Consider the following 22,419-nt stretch of genomic DNA (forward strand, 5'->3'; position numbering starts at 1 on the left):
AACTAAAAGAGTAGTTTTTGGTATACTAATTTCATAAGAAGGGAAGATGCCAAATGAAAATTGCTGCTTTACAAAATACAAGTTCTTTCACACTTCTTGAAAGTCCAATTAAAATCAAAGATCTTTTGGTTGCTGCTAAAAGTGAAGGCTATGAGGCAGTTAGTCTAACTGATATAAATGTTACCTATGGTCTAGTTAACTTTTTTGAAGTGGCGCAAGATGTTGGCATTAAACCTATTTTAGGGATGCAGCTCAGATTAAACGGTCTAATTGATAGTTCGCACCAATATGACGTAATTGCACTAGCAAAAACTGATGAGGGTTATCGCAACATTCTACGCTTATCTAGTAGGATTAACTTATTAACTGAGAATGGGACTAATAAGAAAATACTAACTTTAGACAAATTGGCTAAAGATCTTGGTGATTTAGTTTTAATTGTTCCGGCAAATTCATATAGCGAATTGCTTAATTTACAAAAACAGGATGACCAGCTCGGCAACGATTTTGTACGAAAGCTGCTTAAATTGGTGCCAGAAACAAGCTCTCTATACTTGGGAGTATATGGCTCGAAAAAGCAGGAAGTTTATCTTACATATGTTAAAGAACTGGCTAAACAGTTTAAACTACCAATTGTTAGCCTGGAAGATACCAACTACCTGAAACCACATGATCAATTTTTAAAGAAAACATTACAGGCTGTAAAAAATGGTCTTGTCATGGAAGACATCGAATCACTAGCTAAGCAAGAAGGCTCGCATTATTTACCAAGTACGCAAGAATTAAGCATCAGGTACCATGATTTGGATCTGGATGAAGCACTAGAGAATACTTGGAAAATTGCTGAGCAATGTAACGCTAACATTGTTTTTCAAGAACCTGTTTTACCAAAATATAAACAAAACAAATTTCCGACTTCAAAAGAATATCTTACTTATTTGGCGCAAACGGGTTTGAAGGCTCGGTTTAAAAATAAGTCAATTCCTGCTAATTACCAAAAACAACTTGATTATGAATTAGGCATAATTGATGAAATGGGCTTTAACGATTATTTCCTAATCGTTTGGGACGTAATTAATTACTGCCACCGTGCTAAAATTGTCACAGGTCCGGGACGTGGTTCAGCTTGTGGATCACTTGTTTCATATTCATTGCGGATTACAGAAGTTGATCCAATTGAATATCATCTTCTGTTTGAGCGTTTTTTGAATCCTTCAAGACACGAAATGCCTGATATTGATCTAGATATTCCTGATAATCGCCGAGATGATGTTATCAAGTATATGTTTGAAAAGTATGGGATGGATCATGCAGCGCAAATTTTAACCTTTGGTACTTTGGCAGCTAAACAGGTTTTACGAGATACTGGGCGTACATTTGGTTTAAGTGAAGCTGAAATGAGTAAGTGGTCGCAAAGCGTGCCGTTTTCTAAAACAAAGATTTCACTTGAAGAGTCTTATCAAAATTCTAATAAGATGCGCTTATTGGTTGACGCTAGTTCGAAGAATAAGCTCCTTTTTGAAACGGCAAAGGGGCTTGAAGGTCTGCCACGGCATTACTCAATCCATGCTGCTGGGTTGGTTTTAAGCGATAACTCAATTGCAGCGATTTCTGGATTGCAAGCCGGTCAGCTCGGTATACCAATTACACAACAAACTAAAAAGTATGTTGAAAGCCTTGGCTTATTAAAAATTGATTTTTTAGGACTCCGTAATCTAACAATTCTGGGTGACACTGTAGATATGATTCAGAGTCAAGGTAAGACAATTGATGTAAATCAAATACCGCTTGATGATCAAAAGACAATGGAAGCTTTTCAGAAAGGGGATACGGATTTAGTCTTTCAATTTGAATCTGGTGGGATTAAGAATGTTCTTCGTGAGCTTCATCCGGATAACTTTGAAGATCTCGTTGCGGTTAATGCTTTATATCGTCCGGGTCCAATGCAAAATATCCATTCTTTTATTGCTCGGAAAAGAGGAAAGGAAAAAGTTACTTATCCGGATCCAAGCCTTAAGGAAATTTTGGCATCAACGTATGGTATCTTGGTTTACCAGGAACAAGTTATGCAAACAACTCAGATTTTAGCTGGCTTTTCTTTAGGTGAGGCTGACATCTTGCGTCGGGCAATGTCTAAAAAGAACCAGCAAGTCATTGATCAAGAAAAAGATAAATTTATTGAGGGGACAATAAAAAATGGACGCCCTCGTGAAGTAGGAGAACGTGTATACAGCTATATTGAGCAGTTTGCTAACTATGGTTTTAATCGTTCTCATGCAGTTGCCTATACTAAAATGGCATTTTGGCTTGCATACTTAAAGGTTCACTATCCGGCAGAATTTTATGCCGCAATGCTAAATTCTAATAGTGGCAATCACTTTAAAATTAGTGATTACATTATGCGTGCTCAAGGAGCTGGAGTGAAAATCTTGCCGCCTGATATCAATAAGAGTGATTTAAATTATCAGATGGTTGATGGCCGAATTCTGGTTGGTCTTCGCGCAATCAAGGGTATAAGAATTGATGCACTTAAGGAAATTTTAAAAGCACGCGGAAATAAACCTTTTACTTCATTTACTAATTTTTTGCGTCGAATTGATTCCAAGTTTTTAAAAGTTAAGTTAATTCAACCTTTAATCAAGGCAGGGTGCTTTGATAGTTTAAATAATAATCGAAATGAATTACTCAAAAATAGCCCAGAGATTATTGAAAATATTGAACTAACTGGTAACAATTTGGCTTTATCGGAAAGCTTGGGTGGCGTACCAATAAAACCAGCTGAAGCACCAACTAGTACTGAAAAAGCTGATATGGAGCAAGAAGCACTAGGCTTTTCGACCATGACATCACCAATAGTTGCGGTACAAAAGTATGCCGAAAAATTTCATGCAAAAGCACTTAATGAGTTTGAAATTAACGAAGTTGGTGTCGCAGTAGGAAAACTGATGACATTAAAACTTGTCAAAACTAAGAAAAATACAACGATGGCATTTGCTAATTTTGTTGATTCTTCAAGTAGAGAAGATATTGTTATTTTTCCAAATGTTTATGAAAAAGCCCAGTCTATTTTAAAGGAGGGTGATATTTACCTTCTGAATATTAAAGTTCAAAATGATCGCTTTGATTCAAGTAAAAAACAATACGTTTTACTGAACATAAAAGTAGTGAACTTTAAGGGATAAAGCGTTTTTTCTAATAATTTTTTGCGAGTAATGACTGTTAGCGCTAACAAGCAAAAAGACCGATAAAACGGTAAAATAAGTCATTTTTTTGAGATTTTTTTGGCAAAGAATGTTAGAATTTAGTAGATGTGAGAAATTACACAATTAATATTAATGAGGTGAATTCATGAAGCGAATTGGTATTTTAACGAGCGGCGGCGATGCTCCCGGTATGAATGCAGCTGTTAGAGCTGTTACTAAGACTGCAATTCATAACGGGCTTGGTGTCGTTGGTATTCGTTATGGCTTTGCCGGGTTAGTTGCTGGTGACTTTGTTACGCTTACTGCTGAAAATGTTGACCACATGATAAATTTAGGTGGAACATTTTTATATAGTGCACGTTTCCCAGAATTTGCACAACCAGAAGTGCAAAAAAAGGGTGTTGAACAACTAAAGAAACATGATATTGATACTGTTATCGTAATCGGCGGTGATGGTTCTTATCATGGTGCATTAGCCTTAACTCGTCTTGGCATTAACTCAATCGGTTTACCAGGTACAATTGATAATGATATCCCATGTACTGACTACACTATTGGTTTAGATACTGCCTGCAATACCGCGTTAGAAGCAATTGACAAGATTCGTGATACTGCAAGTAGTCATCACCGTGTGTTTATTATTAACGTAATGGGCCGTGGTTGTGGTGATATTGCTATGCGTGTTGGTTTAGCAAGTGGTGCCGATGCAATTGTTGTTCCTGAACGTCCATACGATGTTAAAGAAATTGCTGAGACACTTAAGCGAGGCTTTGCAGCAGGCAAGGATCATGGTATTATCGTATTAGCTGAAGGCGTAATGGATGCCGAAGAATTTAGAACTGAACTTCTAAAATACGGTGACTTTGACGCTAGAGCTAATATCTTAGGTCATATGCAACGTGGTGGATCACCAACAGTTCTGGATAGAGTTAATGCGACTAAGATGGGTAATTATGCCGTTAAGTTGCTTCTCGATGGTAAAGGCGGTTTGGCTGTCGGTATGGAGAACGGTCAACTTGAAACGCACGATATCTTAGACCTGTTTGATGATACTCATCGCAGTGATGAGACGTTATTAGATATAAATGATGAAATGACTAAATAATTTAGTCGATTTTGGGGAGAATTTTACATAATGAAGAAAACTAAAATTGTTAGTACTTTAGGGCCAGCTTCAAACGATATTGAAACTATTACAGCTTTGGCTAAGTCAGGCGTAAACGTATTTCGTTTCAACTTTTCACACGGTGATCATGCTGAGCATTTATCTCGTATGAAGATGGTTCGCCAAGTTGAAAAAGAAACTGGAATACTTCTTGGTATTGCTTTGGATACTAAAGGTGCTGAAATTAGAACCACTGATCAAGAAGGTGGCAAGTTCACTATTAATACCGGTGACGAAATCCGCGTTTCAATGGATGCTTCAAAACCTGGTAATAAGGACATGATTCATGTTACTTATGAAGGTCTATATGGTGATACTCACGTTGGTGGTCACGTTTTAATTGATGATGGTTTAGTTGATTTATTAATTAAAGAAAAAGACGACGCTAAGAAAGAATTAGTTTGTGAAGCTCAAAATACTGGAGTCATTGGTTCTAAGAAGGGTGTTAACGCACCTGGTGTGGAAATCCGCCTCCCAGGAATTACTGATAAAGACGCTGATGACATCAAGTTTGGTTTAGAGCACGGTATTAACTTTATCTTTGCCTCATTTGCACGTAAAGCTCAAGATATTCTTGATATTCGTAAGCTTTGTGAAGATGCTGGTTGTGATTACGTTAAGATCTATCCTAAGATTGAATCACAAGAAGGTATCGATAACGCAGACGAAATTTTACAAGTTTCAGATGGTTTGATGGTTGCTCGTGGTGACATGGGTGTTGAAATTCCATTTATCGATGTACCATTTGTTCAAAAGGACTTAATCAAGAGAGCTAATGCACTTGGGAAGCCAGTTATCACTGCAACCCAAATGCTTGACTCAATGCAAGAAAATCCTCGTCCAACCCGTGCTGAAGTTTCTGACGTAGCTAATGCAGTACTTGACGGTACTGACGCAACTATGCTTTCAGGTGAATCAGCAAATGGTCTTTACCCAGTTAAAGCTGTTTCAGCAATGGCTGAAATTGACGAAAGAACTGAACAAGAACTTCTTAAGCGTAACACTTTAGCTCTTCAAAGATTTGAAGAATACAAGGGTTCAAACGTTACTGAAGCTATTGGTGAATCAGTTGTCCGTACTGCTCAAGAATTAGGTGTTAAGACTATCATTACTGCAACCAACTCTGGTTACACTGCAAGAATGATTTCTAAATACCGTCCAAATGCTAACATCTTAGCTTTGACTTTTGACGAAAAGATTCAACACTCACTTGGCATTTGCTGGGGTGTTCAACCATTACTTACTGAAAAACCTGCTTCAACTGACGACATGTTTGATGTAGCTGCTAAAGTTGCTAAAGAACAAGGTTACGTTAAGGATGGCGACTTAGTAATCATCGTAGCTGGTGTTCCAGTTGGTGATTCAGGTACAACTAACTTAATGAAGCTTCAAATCATTGGTAGCAAATTAGCTCAAGGTTTAGGCGTTGGTAACGGTTCAGTTGTTGGTAAAACAGTTGTTGTAAACAGTGCTGAAGAAGCAATTAGCAAGACTAATGAAGGTGACATCCTTGTTGCTAAGAACACTGATCCTGATTACATGCCTGCTATCAAGAAGGCTTCAGGTTTAGTTGTTGAAGCTTCAGGCTTAACTTCACATGCTGCAGTTGTTGGTTTATCACTTGGTATTCCAGTAGTTGTAGGTGTAACTGATGCAACTGAAAAGATTGCTGGTGGTACTACTGTTACTGTTGATGCTCGTCGTGGTGCAATTTACCAAGGTGAAGTTTCAAACCTTTAATTGATAACTTTAAACGAAAAAGTCAGCTTAGTTAGCTGGCTTTTTTGTTTTGCTTTTTTCTTATCACCTTGTAAATAAATTAAATTGCTTCTTAAGAAAAATATTACGTGGTAAAATGTTATACTTAGTGAATAGAATATGTAAAATTAAAGGGAGAATTTTATGCTTGGCACAATTGCAAAAGGAAAGGTCATCGATCAAAATGATGATGCCTATTACGTTCAAATTGAGGGTGTTACTTATGAGCTGAAACGTAAAGAAATAACCCAAGAAGAACCACCTAAGCTTGGTGATGAAGTAAAAGGCTTTCTGTATGACGATAAGCAGCATAATCGCCAAATGACCCAGTTTTTACCTTTTGCTCAAGCGGATCAGTATGGCTGGAGTAAAGTGACAGACGTAAGGTTTGACTTAGGGGTCTTTGTTGATATTGGGTTGCCTGATAAAGATGTTGTTTTATCAGTCGATGATTTACCTTTTAACAAAGATGTGTGGCCAAGAAAAGATGATCAGCTTTTAGTTCATCTTGAAACTGATGATAAAGACCGTATCTGGGCCAAGCTGGCAGATGAAGATATTTTTGAACAACTTTCAGCTCACTTTCCAACTGATATGAAAAATAAAGATGTCTTTGGAACAGTGTATTCTAGTCGCGATGTAGGTGCTTTTGTCATTACTAGTGACTATTATTTGGCTTTCGTTCATGCTTCACAAATGGCACAGCCATTACGTGTTGGTGAACAATTTAAAGGTCGTGTAGTGGGCATTAGTCAATATGGACGCTTAAACTTAAGTAGTTTGCCGCGCGCATTTGAAGAAATTGATGATGACGCTCAAATGATTCTGATGAGCTTACGTCGTAAAAGAGATAAGACCTTGCCTTTTTATGACAAGTCAGATGCTCAGGAAATTAAAAACTACTTTGGCATTTCTAAGTCAGCTTTTAAACGTGCTTTGGGCCATTTACTTAAAAACAGATACATTTCAGAAGATAAGGAAGCAGGATCAATTACTTTAATTAATGATCCTGAAGCCGAAGAAAATGAATAAGCTGCAAGAAGATGTTGAAGATTATCTGCGCTATAGTCAAATTGAGCGTGGATTAAGTGATAATACAATTTTTGCTTATCGACAAGATCTAATGGATTTCTTGGCCTTTTTGAAAAAAGAAGGACTCGATTCTTGGCCAACAAAAGCGGTGGATATAGATGCTTTTTTAGCCGAACAGCGTGATTTAAATAAAGCAACAAGTTCGATTAGTAGGATGATTTCAAGTCTAAGAAAATTTTATCAATGGCTGGTTAGGCAAAACATTCAAAAAATAAATCCCATGCTTGAAATTGATTCACCCAAAAAAGAACACCGTTTACCTGTAGCATTAAGTGTTGATGAGGTAACAAAGTTGCTTGATCAACCCGATGTAACTAAAAAATTGGGCATACGAGATCGAGCCCTGTTAGAAACTTTATATGCAACAGGAATTAGGGTGAGTGAACTAATTAATTTGAAATTTAGTGACCTGCACGAAGAACTAAAGCTGCTGAAAGTATTGGGAAAAGGATCAAAGGAACGTCTGATACCAATTAGTGATGTGGCAATTTCTTGGATTAAGAGTTATCAGGAGAAAGTAAGAGATCCGCTTCTTTTAAAATCTGGCAAGTACACTGACACCATTTTCTTGAATAATCGTGGTGGTACATTGACTAGACAGGCTGTTTGGCAAATTATTAAGCGCTATTGTCAAATGGCTGGAATCAAAAAAAATGTCACTCCACATACATTGCGCCACACTTTTGCAACTCACTTGCTTGAAAATGGTGCTGATTTAAGAGTGGTGCAAGAAATATTGGGGCACTCAGATATCAGTACGACGCAGATTTATACTAATTTATCGCAGCAGCATATTTTGCAAGTGTATGCTAAAACACATCCACGGACCTAGGTGATTGAATGCTGATTCAATGCAAAAAAGATAAAGAAAAAGTGGCAATGGGCTTATTGTCCTACTTGCCAGATTTTAAAAATTTGGATAATTTAAGAGACGAAATTGAACTCAATAAAAATAGTGAAGAATTTCGGCTGTTTTTGTATCGGGATGATGATCCTAACTTTGTTGGTGTAATGGGAACTCAATGGGATAATGAGTTTATTGTTGTACGTTATCTCTCACTGGCGCCAGATTATCGTCAAGCCAAAACAGAGAGTAAAATAATGCAAGAATTGGCAAGCAGTAATCCGACCAAAAAGATTACCGCCGTACCAGAATACATTTATTTAGTAAAATATTTAACTAAAGATAATTAAAAGATGAACAGTAATTTAACTTTAGAATTACCAAACTTTGAGGGACCATTAGATTTGCTCCTTCATTTAATCAAATCGCAAAAAATTGATATTTATGATATTCCGATTGCACAAATCACCAGTCAATATTTATCCTATTTGCATGAAATGCAAAGATTAAATTTAAAAATTGCTGGTGAGTATTTTGTGATGTCCTCAATGTTGTTACGAATTAAGTCACAGTCTTTATTACCCAAAAACGATTTTACGGAAGATGAGGGGCCTGAAGAAGACCCAAGGGATGAACTTGTTCAACAATTAGTGCAGTACTCAGTTTTTAAAAAGATTTCTGCTTATTTTAAAGAACGAAATGAGGAGGTTCCGATTACTGCTGCTAAAGAAGAAAGTGTTCCGCAAACTAAAAAAGTTCAGCCGCTACCATTAGGACAAATTACCTCCTCAGAATTGGCAAATACATTTATTGTAGTTCTGCAGCGGTTAAAAATTAGACAGCCTGACGCTGTCTCGGTTGACGTGAAGGAAACGCCAATTACCGAAATGATTGATTACTTACACCAAAAATTGGCTACACAACGAAAAATCAGCTTTTTTTCTTGTACGGATAAAATGAAGAATTTATCTGATGTAATCGGCTTGTTCTTAGCATTACTTGAGCTTTGTAAAAAGCAGGAAATCAGAGTGCAGCAGGCACATACCTTCGGTGACTTAGAACTAGAAAGAATAGACCAAAATGATAAGTAAAATAGCTCAATTAGAGGCTCTACTATATGTGGCAGGGGATAGCGGCATACCAACCAGTAACTTGTGTGATCTGATGCAAGTGGAGCATGCTGCATTGCGAGAACTAGCCAAGCAGTTAGCTGACAAACTAAGTAAAAATCCTGATTCTGGCCTCCAGGTATTGTATATAAATCACAGCTATAAATTAACTACAAGGCCTGAAGTAAGTGAGTTAGTCTCGAACTTTTTCCAAAAAGATGTTACAAAAACACTCAGTCAATCGGCACTTGAAATTCTGTCGATAGTTGCTTATAAACAGCCAATTACTAGAGTTGAAATAGATGAAATTAGGGGAGTTAATTCCTCAGGTGCTTTGCAAACCTTGGTTTGGCGCGGTTTGATTAAAACCGAGGGGAAAAAAGATGTTCCGGGACATCCAAATTTATATGTAACTACAACATACTTTTTACAATATTTTGGCTATCAAAGTTTGGCTGATTTACCTTTAATAGAAGATTTTGAAGATGAGAGCATTAACTCTGAGGGAGAAATTGATTTATTCTCTGCAAGAGGAAAAGCTGATGAAAATATTGCCAAGGCACAAAAGGGAGAAAAATAATGGTCTTACAACGATTACAAAAAGTTATTGCGGAAGCAGGCATTGCTTCACGTCGCGGCGCTGAAAAAATAATTCAAGAAGGTAGGGTAACGGTTGATGGTAATGTCGTTACTAAGCTTGGCACAAAAGTTGATACTTTCAGTAATATTACCGTCGATGGTGAGCCAATTGAGCGTGAGAGTCTGCACACATATCTTTTCTACAAACCGCGAGGCGTTGTTTCAACCGTTAAGGATGATAAGGGGCGTAAGACTGTGGTTGACTTCTTTAAAGATGTACCTTATCGGTTATATCCAATTGGTCGTTTGGACTATGATACCTCAGGCTTGTTATTAATGACAAACGATGGTGAATTAGCTAACTTGATGATGCATCCACGTAACAAGGTAGCCAAAGTTTATGTGGCTAAAATTGAAGGTCAATTAACACCGGAAGAAATTAAAAAATTATCCTCTGGTGTAGAAATCGATCATCGTAAAAGCTCACGTGCCAAGGTTAAAGTTGTTCGCACTGATAAAAAGAAAAAATTCCAAATTGTGCAGCTTACTATCCACGAAGGACATTACCATCAAGTTAAACGAATGTTTAAAGCAGTTGGGCATCAGGTTATTAAACTGTCACGTGAACGCTATTCATTTTTAACTTTAGAATCTCTTGTTTCAGGGAAGTATCGTGAATTATCTCATGCTGAAGTTGACAGGCTAAAGCATGTGGACTAGTATATGTTTGTAATTAAATATAAGTTTGTTGTCTTCATGGCAGGGTGAAAATCCCGACCGGTGGTGAGAGTCCACGACCCACGCAAGTGGTGGAATCAGTTATGATACCGATAGTTAAAGTCTAGATGAAAGAAGACAGACTAAACTTAAGCTGTGAATGATGTATATGAGATATGGGTTCATTCCATTTAAGCGGGTCTGTTGCTGGGAGCAACAGACCTGTTGTTTTTTGGAGGAAAACATATTGAAAAGGAAAAATACTAGTAATTTAGCCAATATTATTGCATACGCTCTAATCGGTACAATTGCATTCATTTTAATGGAAATTGCTTTTCCATTGCCTGTTGCCAGCTTTTTGAAGTTTGATTTTTCGGATGTTATCGTGACGATTGGAACATTTCTATTTGGACCTTTGCCTGGCTTGTTTATCGCTTTTATCAGAATGCTAATTAATTTGATATATAATGGTTTTGCGTTGCCAAGTATTATTGGTCAATTAGCAGCTTTACTTGCATCCATGTCATTTGCATTACCGTTTTACTTTGTTACCAAAGATCTTTCTGTTGACGAAAAAAACGCAACAAAAAGACACCTGAAGCCACTTTTGGGAATATTAATTGGGATTGTCGCAATGACAATTGTTTTGGCAACATTGAATGCACTTGTTCTAACACCAATTTATGCTGTATCAACAGTACCAAATCTACCTGCTATTCACGGTTATTCTGGTTTACTTAACTTCACAGAAAAGGTTTATTTAGGGCAATTACTTCATATTCCATCAATGAGTGCCTACATTTTCGGAATCATTGTGCCATTTAATTTATTAAAGGGCGCAATTAATGGTGTAGTTGTATTTTTACTATTTGAAACTGTTCTAAGAAGCTTAAAACCATTCGTGCGTAAATATTTCAAGTAAAATAAATAAGTATACGAAGCGTTAGGATTTTCCTAGCGCTTTTATTTTACTTAAACATGTTGTTTTTATTTCAACATCTAGTATAATATAACTTGTTAATTATAAACCAACATGAAAGAAAGGCGTTTATTAATGAAATATGCTGTTACTGCTGCTACAGGCAACTTTGGTTTGTTAGCAGTCAATTATTTATCAAAGTTAGTTGATCAAAAAGATATTATTGTTATCGCTAGAAATAAGCAAAAAGCTCAACAACTTTTCCCAGATTTTGAAATTAGAAAAGGCAATTATGATAGTGTAGAAGAAATGACTGACGCACTTAAAGGAATTGATCGCGTACTCTTTATTTCATCACAGCCTGGTGGTTCGGTAGAGCGTAGTTTTCAACATCAGAATGTTGTTTCTGCACTTCAAAAAAATCATGTGAGCTTTGTGGCTTATACTAGTTTTGCTAATGCGCAATCTTCAAAAACTGCATTGGCAGCTGACCATAATCTGACAGAAAACCTAATTGAAGAAGCAGACATCCCACATTCATTTTTACGAAACAATTGGTATTTAGAAAATGAGGCTGGCTTTTTTGAAAGTGGAAAGTCGCGCCAAAAGGCTATTTACTGGGCAGGTAATAAAGCAGGTTGGGCGCTTGAGCGTGAATATGCGGAAGCTGCAGCAAAAGTTCTTACTTCTGAAAAGCCACAAGCAATTTATGAATTTTCAGGCAAAGCAGTTACATATGAAGTGCTAGGAGAAGCTTTGAATAAGGCACTTGTTCAGCCATGTGATGTTGCACAGGTTTCTAAAGAGGAGTATACTCTTGATTTAGAAAATCAGGGCTTAGACAATCAAACAGCTGCATTATATGCTTCCTTCCAGGATCCAATTGACAATGGTTCGTTAAATGAAAACAGCAGTGATCTGCAAAACGTACTTGGAAGAGAATTGACTACTCTAAGTGATGGTATCAAAGAGATACTTTCGAAGTAAGGTGAGGACAAATCAAATACTCATATAAATTAAGTGACGCGATTCATTTGCTAGCTTATCTAGTAATATGTTCGGACTGTGACCAATCTAGCAAAGCAATCGCTGCCAGTATTGAAGCAAATCCGAGTGTAATTAGAAGTTTGATGAGTGATTTGAAAAAGTCCAACATCATTACTGGGCGTCAAGGCTTAGCTAAACCAACCCTAACCAGAAATCCCGCAGAAATTAGTATTTTTGATATTTACCAAGCAATTAATATCAATCATCATTTTTTGCATGTTGATCCTGAGACTAATCCCAAATGTATTGTTGGTGGCAATATTCAGGAAGTATTAGGGGAAGTCTATTCTCAAATTGAACAAAGTGCACAACAAAAAATGAAAGAGATTTCTCTACAAGAAGTTGTAAATCAAATTTTGCAAAAAAATAAAGATAAGTAAATTGACAAATAATCTAGAAAAAGGAATTTTTCTAGATTATTTTTTGTCCATTTTAATTAGTAAATATGCTAAAATTAAGCCAGCTAGGTTGAAGGAGTTTTTTAAATGCAGCAAAACCATGAAGGACCATATAAACACTATGAACGTCCTAGCAGCAAAAGAGCGATAATAAATAAAACTGGCTCTCGAGCATGGCAAGTGACAGTTATTTTTTTGGTTGTTATCTTAGTAGCACTTGTTCCAATAGTTCATCACTTGTCTTCGGCTGAAAAGACGAATGAACGGGTTGTTGAATTGCAAAAGTCAACTAAGAAAAAGGTGCATTCTAAGCTTAAAAAGATGCGCAAGAAAAAAACTAAATCTACTGTCCAGAAACAGACTAGGAAAAAGCCGCAGGTTAACTCCCAAGGTGAGATTAAAACTAAGAAGAAAATTTCACAGCCAACAGAGTATACTGTACAAACAGGGGATTCTCTGACCAGTATAGCGGATAAATTCCATTTAACAGTTGATGAGTTGATTCAGATTAATCAACTTGATTCAACCGGTCAAGTTAATGCTGGACAAGTTCTTAAATTAAAATAAATTGTAGAAAGGTTGGGACATACAGTCCCTTTTTTATTGGCATGCAAGTAGCAATTGATGGACCAGCTTCAGCTGGGAAAAGTACAGTAGCAAAGATTATTGCGCAAAAATTGAATTTTACATATATTGATACAGGAGCAATGTATCGTGCTTGTACGGTTATCGCAAAAGAAAATAACCTAGATTATGGTGATGAGCAAGGTATCTTAGCTGTAATCGACCGCAATGAAATCCAACTTAAAGCGGTTGACGGTAAGCAAAAAGTATACGCTGGAGACGAGGACATCACTCGTGATGTCCGCTTACCTGAAATTTCAGCCAATGTTTCTCAAGTTTCAGCTCTTCCAAAAATTAGAGAGAAAATGGTCAGCCTTCAAAGAAAAATGGCAGGCAAAATGAATGTGGTAATGGACGGAAGAGACATTGGAACTACAGTTCTACCAAATGCAGAAGTAAAAATATTTTTGGTTGCAACAGCTCATTCTCGAGCTCAAAGAAGAATGCTTGACTTGAAGCAACAAGGAATTAAAAGTGACCAAACCTTACAGGAGATAGAGCAGAGTATTCAGGAAAGAGACTATAAAGATTCTCATCGTCAAATTTCTCCTTTAAAAAAGGCAGCTGATGCTGTTGAAATTGACACAACTGAGATGAATATTGACCAAGTAGTTGAAGCAATTTTGGCGCGAATCAAAAAATCTCAAAAAAATATTTAAAAAACGGGCTAAAAGAGTAGAAAAATATCTTACTTTCATTTAGAATTAGATTATGATATTGGGAGGTAAATAATGTCAGAAAACAGTAATCAATTTTTAGATGCATTAAAGCAAATGCAAGGAGTTGAGGTTGGCGATATTGTAGACGTTGAAGTTTTAGACGTTGAAGATGGTCAAATCGATGTTGGTGTAGAAAATGCTGGTGTCGAAGGTGTTGTTCCTCGTCGTGAATTCACTTCAGATCGCAACTTAGACTTACGCGAAGCAGTTAAACCAGGCGATAAATTCAAAGCTTTAGTTTTGAGAAAAGCTGGTGGTGACAAGGAGAACGGTGAGTTCTTCTTCTCAGTAACTCGTCTTAAGGAAAGAGAAGCTTATGACGAATTACAAAAAGACTTCGAAGAAGGTAAAACAATCGAGGGTACTGTTACTTCATCAGTACGTGGTGGTTTATTAGTTGATGTTGGTACTAGAGGTTTCTTACCAGCTTCACTTATTTCTAACCGTTATGTTTCTGATCTTAAACCTTACATTGGTAAAACAATGAAGCTTAAGATTACAGAAATTGACCCAAGTAAGAACCGTCTGATTCTTTCTCACAAAGACTTAATCGAAGAAGAACGTGAAGAAGCCTTTGATAAAGTTGCATCACAACTAGTTGTTGGTGATGTAGTTGAAGGTAAAGTATCTCGTTTAACTAATTTTGGTGCCTTTGTTGATGTTGGTGGTGTGGACGGTTTAGTTCACATATCTGAAATTTCATACAAGCACGTGGACAAACCTAGTGATGCTTTGAAGGTTGGTCAAGATGTTAAAGTTAAAGTAATCGGTATAGACGATGACAGACATCGTATCTCCCTTTCAATTAAACAAACTGAGCCTTCCCCATTTGAGCAAGCTACTGCTGAATTAAACGAAGGCGATATCTTTGAAGGCGAAGTTAAGTCTTTAACTAACTTCGGTGCTTTTGTTGAAGTTGCTGACGGCATTCAAGGCTTAGTACATGTTTCTGAAATTTCATTTAAGCATGTAGATAAGCCAAGTGATGTTTTGGAAGTTGGACAAAAGGTTAAGGTTAAGGTTTTAAACATTGACCCTAGTGAACGTAGAATTTCTCTTTCAATGAAGGCTGCAGATTCTAAAGGTTCTGAAAATAGCGAAGAATCACATTCACACAGTTCATACAACAAAAACGCAGTTAACAAGAAGTATATGAGCAATGATGACAGCGGTTTTGCATTAGGTGACATAATTGGTGACCAATTGAAAGATCGTCGTTAGTTTTTAATTAAAAGAGCCGACTTTGTTAAGTCGGCTCTTTTATTGTTAGGAGGCTGGAAATATGGTTTTACCCGTAGTTGCTATTGTTGGACAACCAAATGTTGGTAAATCAACGCTTTTCAACCGGATTATTAATGAGCGTTTGGCAATCGTCGAAGACAAGCCAGGGGTAACCCGAGACCGAAACTACGCACAAGCTGAATGGCTAGGGCACAAATTTGATTTGATCGATACCGGTGGTATTACTTGGGAAGACGGCCGGATAGAGGATGAGATCAGGGCACAGGCTGAAATAGCAATTGACGAAGCAGATGTCATTGTTGCTTTGACTAGTGCAACAAATCAAGTAACCAATTTGGACGAACGTATCGCACAAATGCTTTACCAGACTAAAAAACCTGTAATTTTGGCAGTTAATAAGGCCGATAATCCTGAACAAAGAATGGATATTTATGATTTCTACAGTTTAGGTCTTGGCGAGCCAATTCCAATTTCAAGTGTTCATGGTACTGGTATAGGTGATTTGCTAGATCGAATCGTCAGTGAATTACCAAAAGACTTGGACAATAATGACAATGATCAGATTTCTTTCAGTGTTATTGGGCGTCCTAATGTTGGAAAATCATCAATTGTCAACCGGTTACTCGGTGAAAAACGAGTAATCGTGAACAATGAGGAAGGAACAACTAGAGATGCAGTTGACACACCATTTGAAGGTGAGGATGGAACTAAGTATCGTATAGTTGATACTGCAGGAATCAGACGCCGTGGGAAAGTATACGAAAAAACTGAAAAGTACTCTGTAATGAGAGCAATGAGTGCAATTGAACATTCAAACGTAGTTTGTTTAGTTTTAGATGCAAGTACTGGTATCAGAGAACAGGATAAGCATGTGGCCGGATATGCACATGATGCTGGGCGTGGAATTATTATTGTTGTCAATAAATGGGATTTGCCAAAGAAGAATAGTAATAGTGGCAAGGAATTTGAACAAACAATAAGAGAAGAATTTCAGTACTTAGATTATGCACCTATTATTTTTGTTTCTGCTAAAACAGGACAAAATCTTGACCAGATTCCCAAAATGGTTAAACGTGTACACGAAAACCAAGTTCAGAGAATTAGGTCTAGTGTGCTAAATGATCTATTGCTTGAAGCAAGTAAGTTAGTTCCAACACCAATGATTAAAGGAAAGCGACTTAGAGTATATTACATGACGCAAGTAGCAGTTAATCCACCTACTTTTGTCGTTTTCGTAAACGAGCCGGAATTAATGCATTTTTCTTACGAAAGATTTTTGATTAATCAATTGCGAGATAACTTTGACTTTACCGGTACACCAATTAAAGTTATCGGGCGTAAAAGAAAATAACTTTGTATCTACCAAATAAAGAAAAATGGCATTTTTTGCCTAAATCACTTGTTGTACTATAGGTTTTGTGCTATTTTGAAACAAGGAAAGAATGATTAGGAAAGAATCATTATTCCTTGTTTCTCTATTGAGAAATAAGTATGAATTTCTATTATGAAATTCAATTTTGGGAGGTGAATTTCCGAATGGCAAATAAAGCAGAATTAGTTACTGAAGTCGCTTCAAAAACTAAATTGACCAAAAAAGATGCTGCAACAGCTGTTGATGCAATTTTTAACTCAATTCAAGAAGACCTTGCTAAAGGTGAAAAGGTACAATTGATTGGTTTTGGTACTTTTGAAGTACGTCAACGTGCAGCTCGCAAGGGACGTAACCCACAAACTGGTGATGAAATTGAAATTCCAGCTAGTGTTGTTCCTGCATTTAGACCTGGTAAAGCGCTTAAAGACGCTGTTAAATAAAACTAATGGTTCTATCAAAAAAGATGATGGCGTACTTGCTATCATCTTTTTTGATTGTTATTCTTTTAAAGAACATTAGATGATAACTATTTCCATAATTAAAAAGGTGATAATGATGAGCTATTCCGAACAACTTCTTGATTCAATAGAGAAGCAAGATTTTTCGCAAGAAAAGGTTTTACTGAAAAAAGCTTTAGACGAGGATGAACCAGAAGTTTTGGCGTCGCTAGCTGAGAATTTAATGGGACTTGGTTTTACTGACTTGGCTAAGGATATATACCGAAGTCTAATTGCCAGGTTTCCTAAAGAAGATCTGTTTAAAATTTATTTAGCAGAGATTTTATTAAATGATGGTAAAGATGATGATGGCTTGTCCTTACTTTACGATATCCCAGAGGATTCACCTTCATATCTAGATAGTCTTTTGGTACAGGCTGATTACTATCAAACCAATGGTTTGCTCGAAACGGCATATAGCAAGCTGGAAAAAGCAGCTAAAATTGCCCCTGATGAAGATGTTGTTAAATTTGGTTTGGCTGAATTAGACTACCTAAGTGGCCGCTATGAGCAAGCACTTGATTTATATCGTGACTTGTTGAAACGGCAAAGCACTTTTAGTGAGATCAACTTGAATGATCGCCTGTTTCAGACTCTTGCAAAATTGGGCCGCTATGAAGAAGCTAGTGAAGTAATCGATCAGCATGGTAGCGATATCTTAGATATTGACAGTAAATATCAGGCTGCTCTAATTATGCTTGCTGTTGGCAAAAATGATCAAGCGATTAAATACCTTGATGAAGTAATCGACCAAAGTCCTGATTATGTTAATGCATATCGTTTATTAGCCACAGCGTATGAAAATAAAAATGATGATGGTCAAACCTTACGTTCAGCACAAGCTGGGATTGCTTATAATGAGCTCGACCCAGTGCTGTATTATAAGGGTGCTAGTGCTGCTGTACGACTCAATGATTTTGCCACTGCTGAGAATTTGCTTCAAAAGGGGTTAAAATTCCTGCCAGAAGATATTGATTTACTATTACAGTTATCAAATGTCTATTTGCAAGAAGGCAAGTATGAAGAAAATTTGCAGCTGTTTAAAGATGTAGATGAAGATGATCTTAATCCGCAGGCACACTGGAACTTAGCATTGTCATATCAGGCTTTGGATCAAAATGAGCAAGCAAAAAGTGAATTCCTGCTTGCCTATCCTGAATTTCAAAATAATGCAGATTTCTTGAAACAAATGATTCGCTTCTTTAATACTGAGGCAAATTCACAACAAGTAGTTAAGGAATTGCTTACGCGCTATCTCAAACTTGAACCTGAAGATACTGAAATGCAAGAACTTAATAATGATTTTTTAGATAATTAAAAAAACTTCTTAACTGAGAAAATCCAGTTAAGAAGTTTTTGGTTATTTGGTTTGTTTAAGAAAATGTGTTAAATTTTTTCCTAATATTGTAGCTAGCCTATTTGAATTAATATGGCGCAAGTCAGCTAAGGCAGTGAGCGTTTGTTTCAAGATACCAGGATAGTCGGTTACGCTAACCGGTTTATTTAGTAGCCATTCTACTGAATTCAAACCGTCAGTTTCGATTAACAAATGATCTAATGGAACGCTTTGGGCTAATTTAATAGTTGCAGGATTGTCTAAAACATCAAGACAAATGCTAAAATAGCAGCCAAGGTCAATGTAGTCTTTTTGATATTTTAGGCAATCATACCAATGCACAAAGTAATTATTGGGATATTGCCGAATTATTGCGAGAATTTCTTTTTCGCAGCCTTTGGTGTGAAGAATAACCGGTTTTTGCTTTTTAGCTGCCCAAGCAAGTTGTTTTCTAAAAGTTTTTGTTTGAAGTTTTATATCATTTTTTGTCCAAACCGAATCAAGCCCAATTTCACCAACTGCGTCGGCTTGTTCTAAATAAGGAACAATTTCCTCAAACTTTAATTTGTTAACATCCCATGGGTGAATACCAAAACTAAGTGGCTGTCTATGCAGGGTTAACTTAGAATTGATTTGCCATTCTTCTGGAGTTTGACAGTTTATAATGGCTTTTATTTGTTGTTTAATTTGCAATGGTGCGAGCTCTTGATTGTTTGCTAGATGGCAGTGTGCGTCAATTAACATTTACTTTTGTTCCTTCTACAATAAAAATTATCAACTAATTCTATCGTAAATGCCTTTTAAATTATTGTCTAATATTTTTAAATAGGAACAAATTCGCAAAATAAAACCCCTGATTTTCGCAGATTAGCGAGAATAGGGGGCCTATTGACATGTTGAATTTTAGTTTTGTTACTTACGAATCAGTAAATGTTGTCGTTTTTGCTTATACGTAAATCCTTCACCTAAGGCCTCGTGCACTTCAATTACGCTCACAAATGCTTTAGGGTCTTCTGCTGCGATTAGTTCCTTAACTGCAGGAATTTCACGCGGTGAAACTACGAGGTAGATTACAGGACGCTTTGTCTTTTTGTAACCGCCGCGGGCTTCAAGATAAGTAAAACCGCGATCTAGTTTTAAATCAATCATTTCAGCAATCTTTTCATAGTTATCCGAAATGATGAGTAGACCCCTTGCAGAATATGCCCCTTGTTGTACCGTATCCATTACGCGAGACAGAATGAATGATGCAACTAGCGTATACATAATATGTTTTAAGTCTAAGTATGAAAGGGAAGCAAACAAAATAATTGCATCGCAGAATAATAAAACTTTCCCAGAAGATAGGCCATATTTTATCTGGCAAATTCTAGCAATAATATCAGTACCACCTGAAGTACCATTATAGCGAAAAACTAAACCTAATCCTATTCCGGAAAGAGTTCCGGTCAAAATTGCGGACAGGAAGAGGTCGTGTTCCAAGTTTAATTGATATATAATAGGAACTAAGCGCCAGAACCACAAGAAAAAAGAGAGCCAAAGTGTTCCCCAAATTGTGTAGGCTAAAAGTCGTTTACCCATAAAACGGTAACCAAGAATTATAAGAGGGATGTTTAATAGAAGTGAAGAAAGTCCCATGTTAATGCCCCAGAAGTGTCTGAGCAAAAGGGTGATTCCACTAATACCGCCATCGGTTAGTTGATTAGGTGCAGAAATCATATCTAAGCTTAGGCCGTATATGGCGCAACCAAGCATTATCATGAATAATTCAAGTATGTTTCTTTTTGTAAGTTTATGCATAAAGTTGTCATCTTTCTTTTTATTTTCATCACCTTAAACGTAACATATTTTGATCTAAAAAACACGAAACAAATGAGTTGATTATTAATGAAAAAAATAAATGAATTACCACCAATTTTTTTATCAGCAATTCCTGTCTTAAAGCGATTAGAAGAAGCTGGTTATGAAGCATATTTTGTTGGAGGTTCAATCAGAGATTTGCTATTAGGAAGGCATATCCATGATATTGATATTGCCACTAGTGCATATCCTGAAGAAGTAAAATCCCTTTTTCATAAAACAATTGATACCGGTATCAAGCACGGTACGGTAACAGTACTTTTTGAAGGGGAAAGTTATGAAATTACTACGTTTAGAACTGAATCAGGTTATCAAGATTTTAGACGACCTGACCATGTTACTTTTGTCCGTAGCTTAAAAGAAGATCTTAAACGACGTGACTTTACAATTAATGCGCTGGCAATGAATACAGAAGGCGAAATTGTTGATTTATTCAATGGCTTAGGGGACTTGAATAATCACCTGATTAAAGCTGTGGGTGATCCTATGGAACGTTTCCACGAGGATGCGCTTCGAATGATGCGAGCAGTTAGATTTATGAGCCAACTAAAGTTTGATCTTGAGGATGAGACAAAAGAGGCAATTAAGAATTTACATGATCTTTTGCCTAAAATCTCTGTTGAACGGATCCGCGATGAGTTCATTAAAATGGGAACCGGTCCTAATTCACGTCAAGCATTTCAGGTTTTCCTAGATACAGAATTAAGTGAAGGAGTTCCTGATTTTGCAGGTAAAAAAGAACTATTAAGTATTTTTCCTAGTTTGAAATTTGGTCCAAGCATGGAGTCTAGCTTGTGGGCAATTATTATCATTTTGTTAAAATTGCCTAATGAGCAAATTACCAGTTTTATGCGTGATTGGAAAAATTCAAATGCAATGACAACTAATGTAGAACGAATCGTTGAACTATTTGACTTGCTTTCTGAACATAGTCCATCGGATTATGAGTTATTTAAGGCGGGTAAGGATGTTTTGCTAAACACAATCGATGTGGCTAAAATACTTGGACAGCCTGTTAATTCAGAAGCTTTAGTAGACCGCTATACTGCTTTACCAATTAAGTCTTCAGCTGATTTAGCAATTGATGGACGCTTTTTGATTAATGCAGGAATTCATCCTGGACCTGGCTTGGGTGAACTTTTAACCGAAATTAAGCAAAAAGTCATTACAGGTGAGCTTGAAAATAGTGAAGAAGCAATTACGGTTTATTTAAACGGACTCAGTGCCTAAACGTAAAACAAAACTGAAAAGTACATTAATGCAGAACCTAAGATAACAAATAGGTGCCAAATAACATGGATAAATGGTACATTTTTCATCGTATATAAAACTGCACCTACTGTGTAAGCTACCCCGCCTCCGACTAGTAGCCAAAAACCGGTTGGACTAAGACTAGCATACAAATAGTTGCCTGCCAAAATGACTAGCCAGCCCATTCCGACATAGAGGACTGTATCTAAAATCACGTGCTTGCCACGGTTAAAGATGTAATAAACAATTCCAAAAATCGCAATTAGCCAGATTAAAGTGAATAATAGCCAACCCCATTTTCCGCCTATGGCTACTAACGAAAATGGAGTATAAGATCCAGCAATTAAAAGGTAAATAGAGGAATGATCGAAGATTTGAAAGACATTTCTTGCTCTGGTAAAAATCAAGCTATGAAAAAGAGTTGAAAAAAGATATAGCAAAATCAAACAGACACCATAGATAGTGAATGTAATTAGCCTGAGTGGACTGCGAAGAGAAACAGCTTTAATGATTAATAGAATTAAACCGATCACAGCTAAGAAGAAACCGATTCCATGTGTTACTGCACTTAGTGTATTATCCCAAATTTGATAATTCTTACTTCTGTTTTTCGGTTCTTGCCAAAATTCTTTAAATTTCATAATGCAACAATCTATCCGCTTTCTTTTTTTTACTGGTTTTTTTGAT

At 36.7% G+C, this 22,419-nt stretch carries 22 protein-coding genes and 1 riboswitch; of the genes, 19 read left to right on the top strand and 3 right to left on the bottom strand.

Annotated elements, in window-relative coordinates; genetic code table 11:
• Positions 1–53 precede the first annotated feature (53 nt).
• The 18 genes from CRG87_RS01960 (at position 54) to CRG87_RS02045 (ending at position 18,603) form a co-directional block, all read left to right on the top strand.
• Entirely contained in the window at positions 54–3,182 is a 3,129-nt protein-coding gene (locus CRG87_RS01960) for a DNA polymerase III subunit alpha (protein ID WP_074425411.1), read from the top strand.
• 166 nt (positions 3,183–3,348) lie between these two features.
• A complete protein-coding gene (pfkA, locus tag CRG87_RS01965; RefSeq protein WP_074425409.1) occupies positions 3,349–4,308 on the top strand; it encodes a 6-phosphofructokinase in 960 nt (319 codons plus the stop codon).
• 30 nt (positions 4,309–4,338) lie between these two features.
• Entirely contained in the window at positions 4,339–6,108 is a 1,770-nt protein-coding gene (gene pyk, locus CRG87_RS01970) for a pyruvate kinase (RefSeq protein WP_074425407.1), read from the top strand.
• Between the two features lie 162 nt (positions 6,109–6,270).
• Complete coding sequence (locus CRG87_RS01975; RefSeq protein ID WP_074425406.1) at positions 6,271–7,158, top strand: CvfB family protein; 888 nt, start codon at positions 6,271–6,273, stop codon at positions 7,156–7,158.
• Entirely contained in the window at positions 7,151–8,050 is a 900-nt protein-coding gene (gene xerD / locus CRG87_RS01980) for a site-specific tyrosine recombinase XerD (RefSeq protein ID WP_074425404.1), read from the top strand. The genes CRG87_RS01975 and xerD overlap by 8 nt, the downstream gene beginning before the upstream one ends.
• 8 nt (positions 8,051–8,058) lie before the next feature.
• The gene (locus CRG87_RS01985) at positions 8,059–8,412 is read left to right on the top strand and encodes a reductase (RefSeq protein ID WP_074425402.1); all 354 of its coding nucleotides are present in this window, start codon (positions 8,059–8,061) and stop codon (positions 8,410–8,412) included.
• A gap of 3 nt (positions 8,413–8,415) precedes the next feature.
• On the top strand, positions 8,416–9,153 hold the full coding sequence (locus tag CRG87_RS01990; RefSeq protein WP_074425401.1) for a segregation and condensation protein A: 738 nt from the start codon (positions 8,416–8,418) through the stop codon (positions 9,151–9,153).
• A complete protein-coding gene (scpB, locus tag CRG87_RS01995) occupies positions 9,143–9,751 on the top strand; it encodes an SMC-Scp complex subunit ScpB (RefSeq protein WP_074425399.1) in 609 nt (202 codons plus the stop codon). Before CRG87_RS01990 ends, scpB begins: the two co-directional genes overlap by 11 nt.
• Positions 9,751–10,470, top strand: a complete 720-nt coding sequence (locus tag CRG87_RS02000; protein ID WP_074425397.1) for a pseudouridine synthase — start codon at positions 9,751–9,753, stop codon at positions 10,468–10,470. Before scpB ends, CRG87_RS02000 begins: the two co-directional genes overlap by 1 nt.
• Positions 10,471–10,496: 26 nt before the next feature.
• Positions 10,497–10,611: riboswitch (FMN riboswitch) on the top strand.
• 103 nt (positions 10,612–10,714) lie between these two features.
• Positions 10,715–11,389 carry an ECF transporter S component gene (locus tag CRG87_RS02005; protein ID WP_371258103.1) on the top strand — a complete coding sequence of 225 codons (675 nt, stop codon included), beginning with the start codon at positions 10,715–10,717 and terminating at the stop codon, positions 11,387–11,389.
• 132 nt (positions 11,390–11,521) lie between these two features.
• Positions 11,522–12,373, top strand: coding sequence for an NAD(P)H-binding protein (locus CRG87_RS02010; protein ID WP_074425396.1), 852 nt, complete (start codon positions 11,522–11,524; stop codon positions 12,371–12,373).
• 11 nt (positions 12,374–12,384) lie between these two features.
• Positions 12,385–12,813: an Rrf2 family transcriptional regulator gene (locus tag CRG87_RS02015; RefSeq protein WP_074425394.1), complete on the top strand. Its 429-nt coding sequence runs from the start codon at positions 12,385–12,387 to the stop codon at positions 12,811–12,813.
• Positions 12,814–12,918: 105 nt separating this feature from the next.
• Complete coding sequence (locus tag CRG87_RS02020; protein ID WP_074425393.1) at positions 12,919–13,398, top strand: LysM peptidoglycan-binding domain-containing protein; 480 nt, start codon at positions 12,919–12,921, stop codon at positions 13,396–13,398.
• A gap of 41 nt (positions 13,399–13,439) precedes the next feature.
• The gene (cmk, locus tag CRG87_RS02025; protein ID WP_074425391.1) at positions 13,440–14,114 is read left to right on the top strand and encodes a (d)CMP kinase; all 675 of its coding nucleotides are present in this window, start codon (positions 13,440–13,442) and stop codon (positions 14,112–14,114) included.
• A 72-nt stretch (positions 14,115–14,186) separates the two neighbouring features.
• Complete coding sequence (rpsA, locus tag CRG87_RS02030) at positions 14,187–15,395, top strand: 30S ribosomal protein S1 (RefSeq protein ID WP_046306830.1); 1,209 nt, start codon at positions 14,187–14,189, stop codon at positions 15,393–15,395.
• A gap of 61 nt (positions 15,396–15,456) precedes the next feature.
• Positions 15,457–16,767 (top strand): ribosome biogenesis GTPase Der, encoded by a 1,311-nt coding sequence (der, locus tag CRG87_RS02035; RefSeq protein WP_074425390.1) that lies wholly within the window; start codon positions 15,457–15,459, stop codon positions 16,765–16,767.
• Between the two features lie 185 nt (positions 16,768–16,952).
• Positions 16,953–17,228 carry an HU family DNA-binding protein gene (locus tag CRG87_RS02040; protein ID WP_046306834.1) on the top strand — a complete coding sequence of 92 codons (276 nt, stop codon included), beginning with the start codon at positions 16,953–16,955 and terminating at the stop codon, positions 17,226–17,228.
• Between the two features lie 115 nt (positions 17,229–17,343).
• The gene (locus CRG87_RS02045) at positions 17,344–18,603 is read left to right on the top strand and encodes a tetratricopeptide repeat protein (protein WP_074425389.1); all 1,260 of its coding nucleotides are present in this window, start codon (positions 17,344–17,346) and stop codon (positions 18,601–18,603) included.
• Between the two features lie 42 nt (positions 18,604–18,645).
• On the opposite strand, the gene CRG87_RS02050 is transcribed toward CRG87_RS02045, so the two are convergent.
• Positions 18,646–19,365, bottom strand: a complete 720-nt coding sequence (locus tag CRG87_RS02050; protein WP_074425388.1) for a TatD family hydrolase — start codon at positions 19,363–19,365, stop codon at positions 18,646–18,648.
• Between the two features lie 168 nt (positions 19,366–19,533).
• Entirely contained in the window at positions 19,534–20,421 is an 888-nt protein-coding gene (locus tag CRG87_RS02055; protein WP_074425386.1) for a YitT family protein, read from the bottom strand.
• Positions 20,422–20,508: 87 nt separating this feature from the next.
• Here CRG87_RS02055 and CRG87_RS02060 point away from each other — a divergent pair, with 87 nt between their 5' ends.
• Complete coding sequence (locus CRG87_RS02060) at positions 20,509–21,711, top strand: CCA tRNA nucleotidyltransferase (protein WP_074425384.1); 1,203 nt, start codon at positions 20,509–20,511, stop codon at positions 21,709–21,711.
• Here CRG87_RS02060 and trhA read toward each other — a convergent pair.
• Complete coding sequence (gene trhA, locus CRG87_RS02065; RefSeq protein WP_074425383.1) at positions 21,708–22,373, bottom strand: PAQR family membrane homeostasis protein TrhA; 666 nt, start codon at positions 22,371–22,373, stop codon at positions 21,708–21,710. The genes CRG87_RS02060 and trhA overlap by 4 nt on opposite strands.
• Positions 22,374–22,419: the final 46 nt, after the last annotated feature.

Source organism: Lactobacillus apis, from assembly GCF_002837055.1.
Classification (GTDB): domain Bacteria; phylum Bacillota; class Bacilli; order Lactobacillales; family Lactobacillaceae; genus Lactobacillus; species Lactobacillus apis.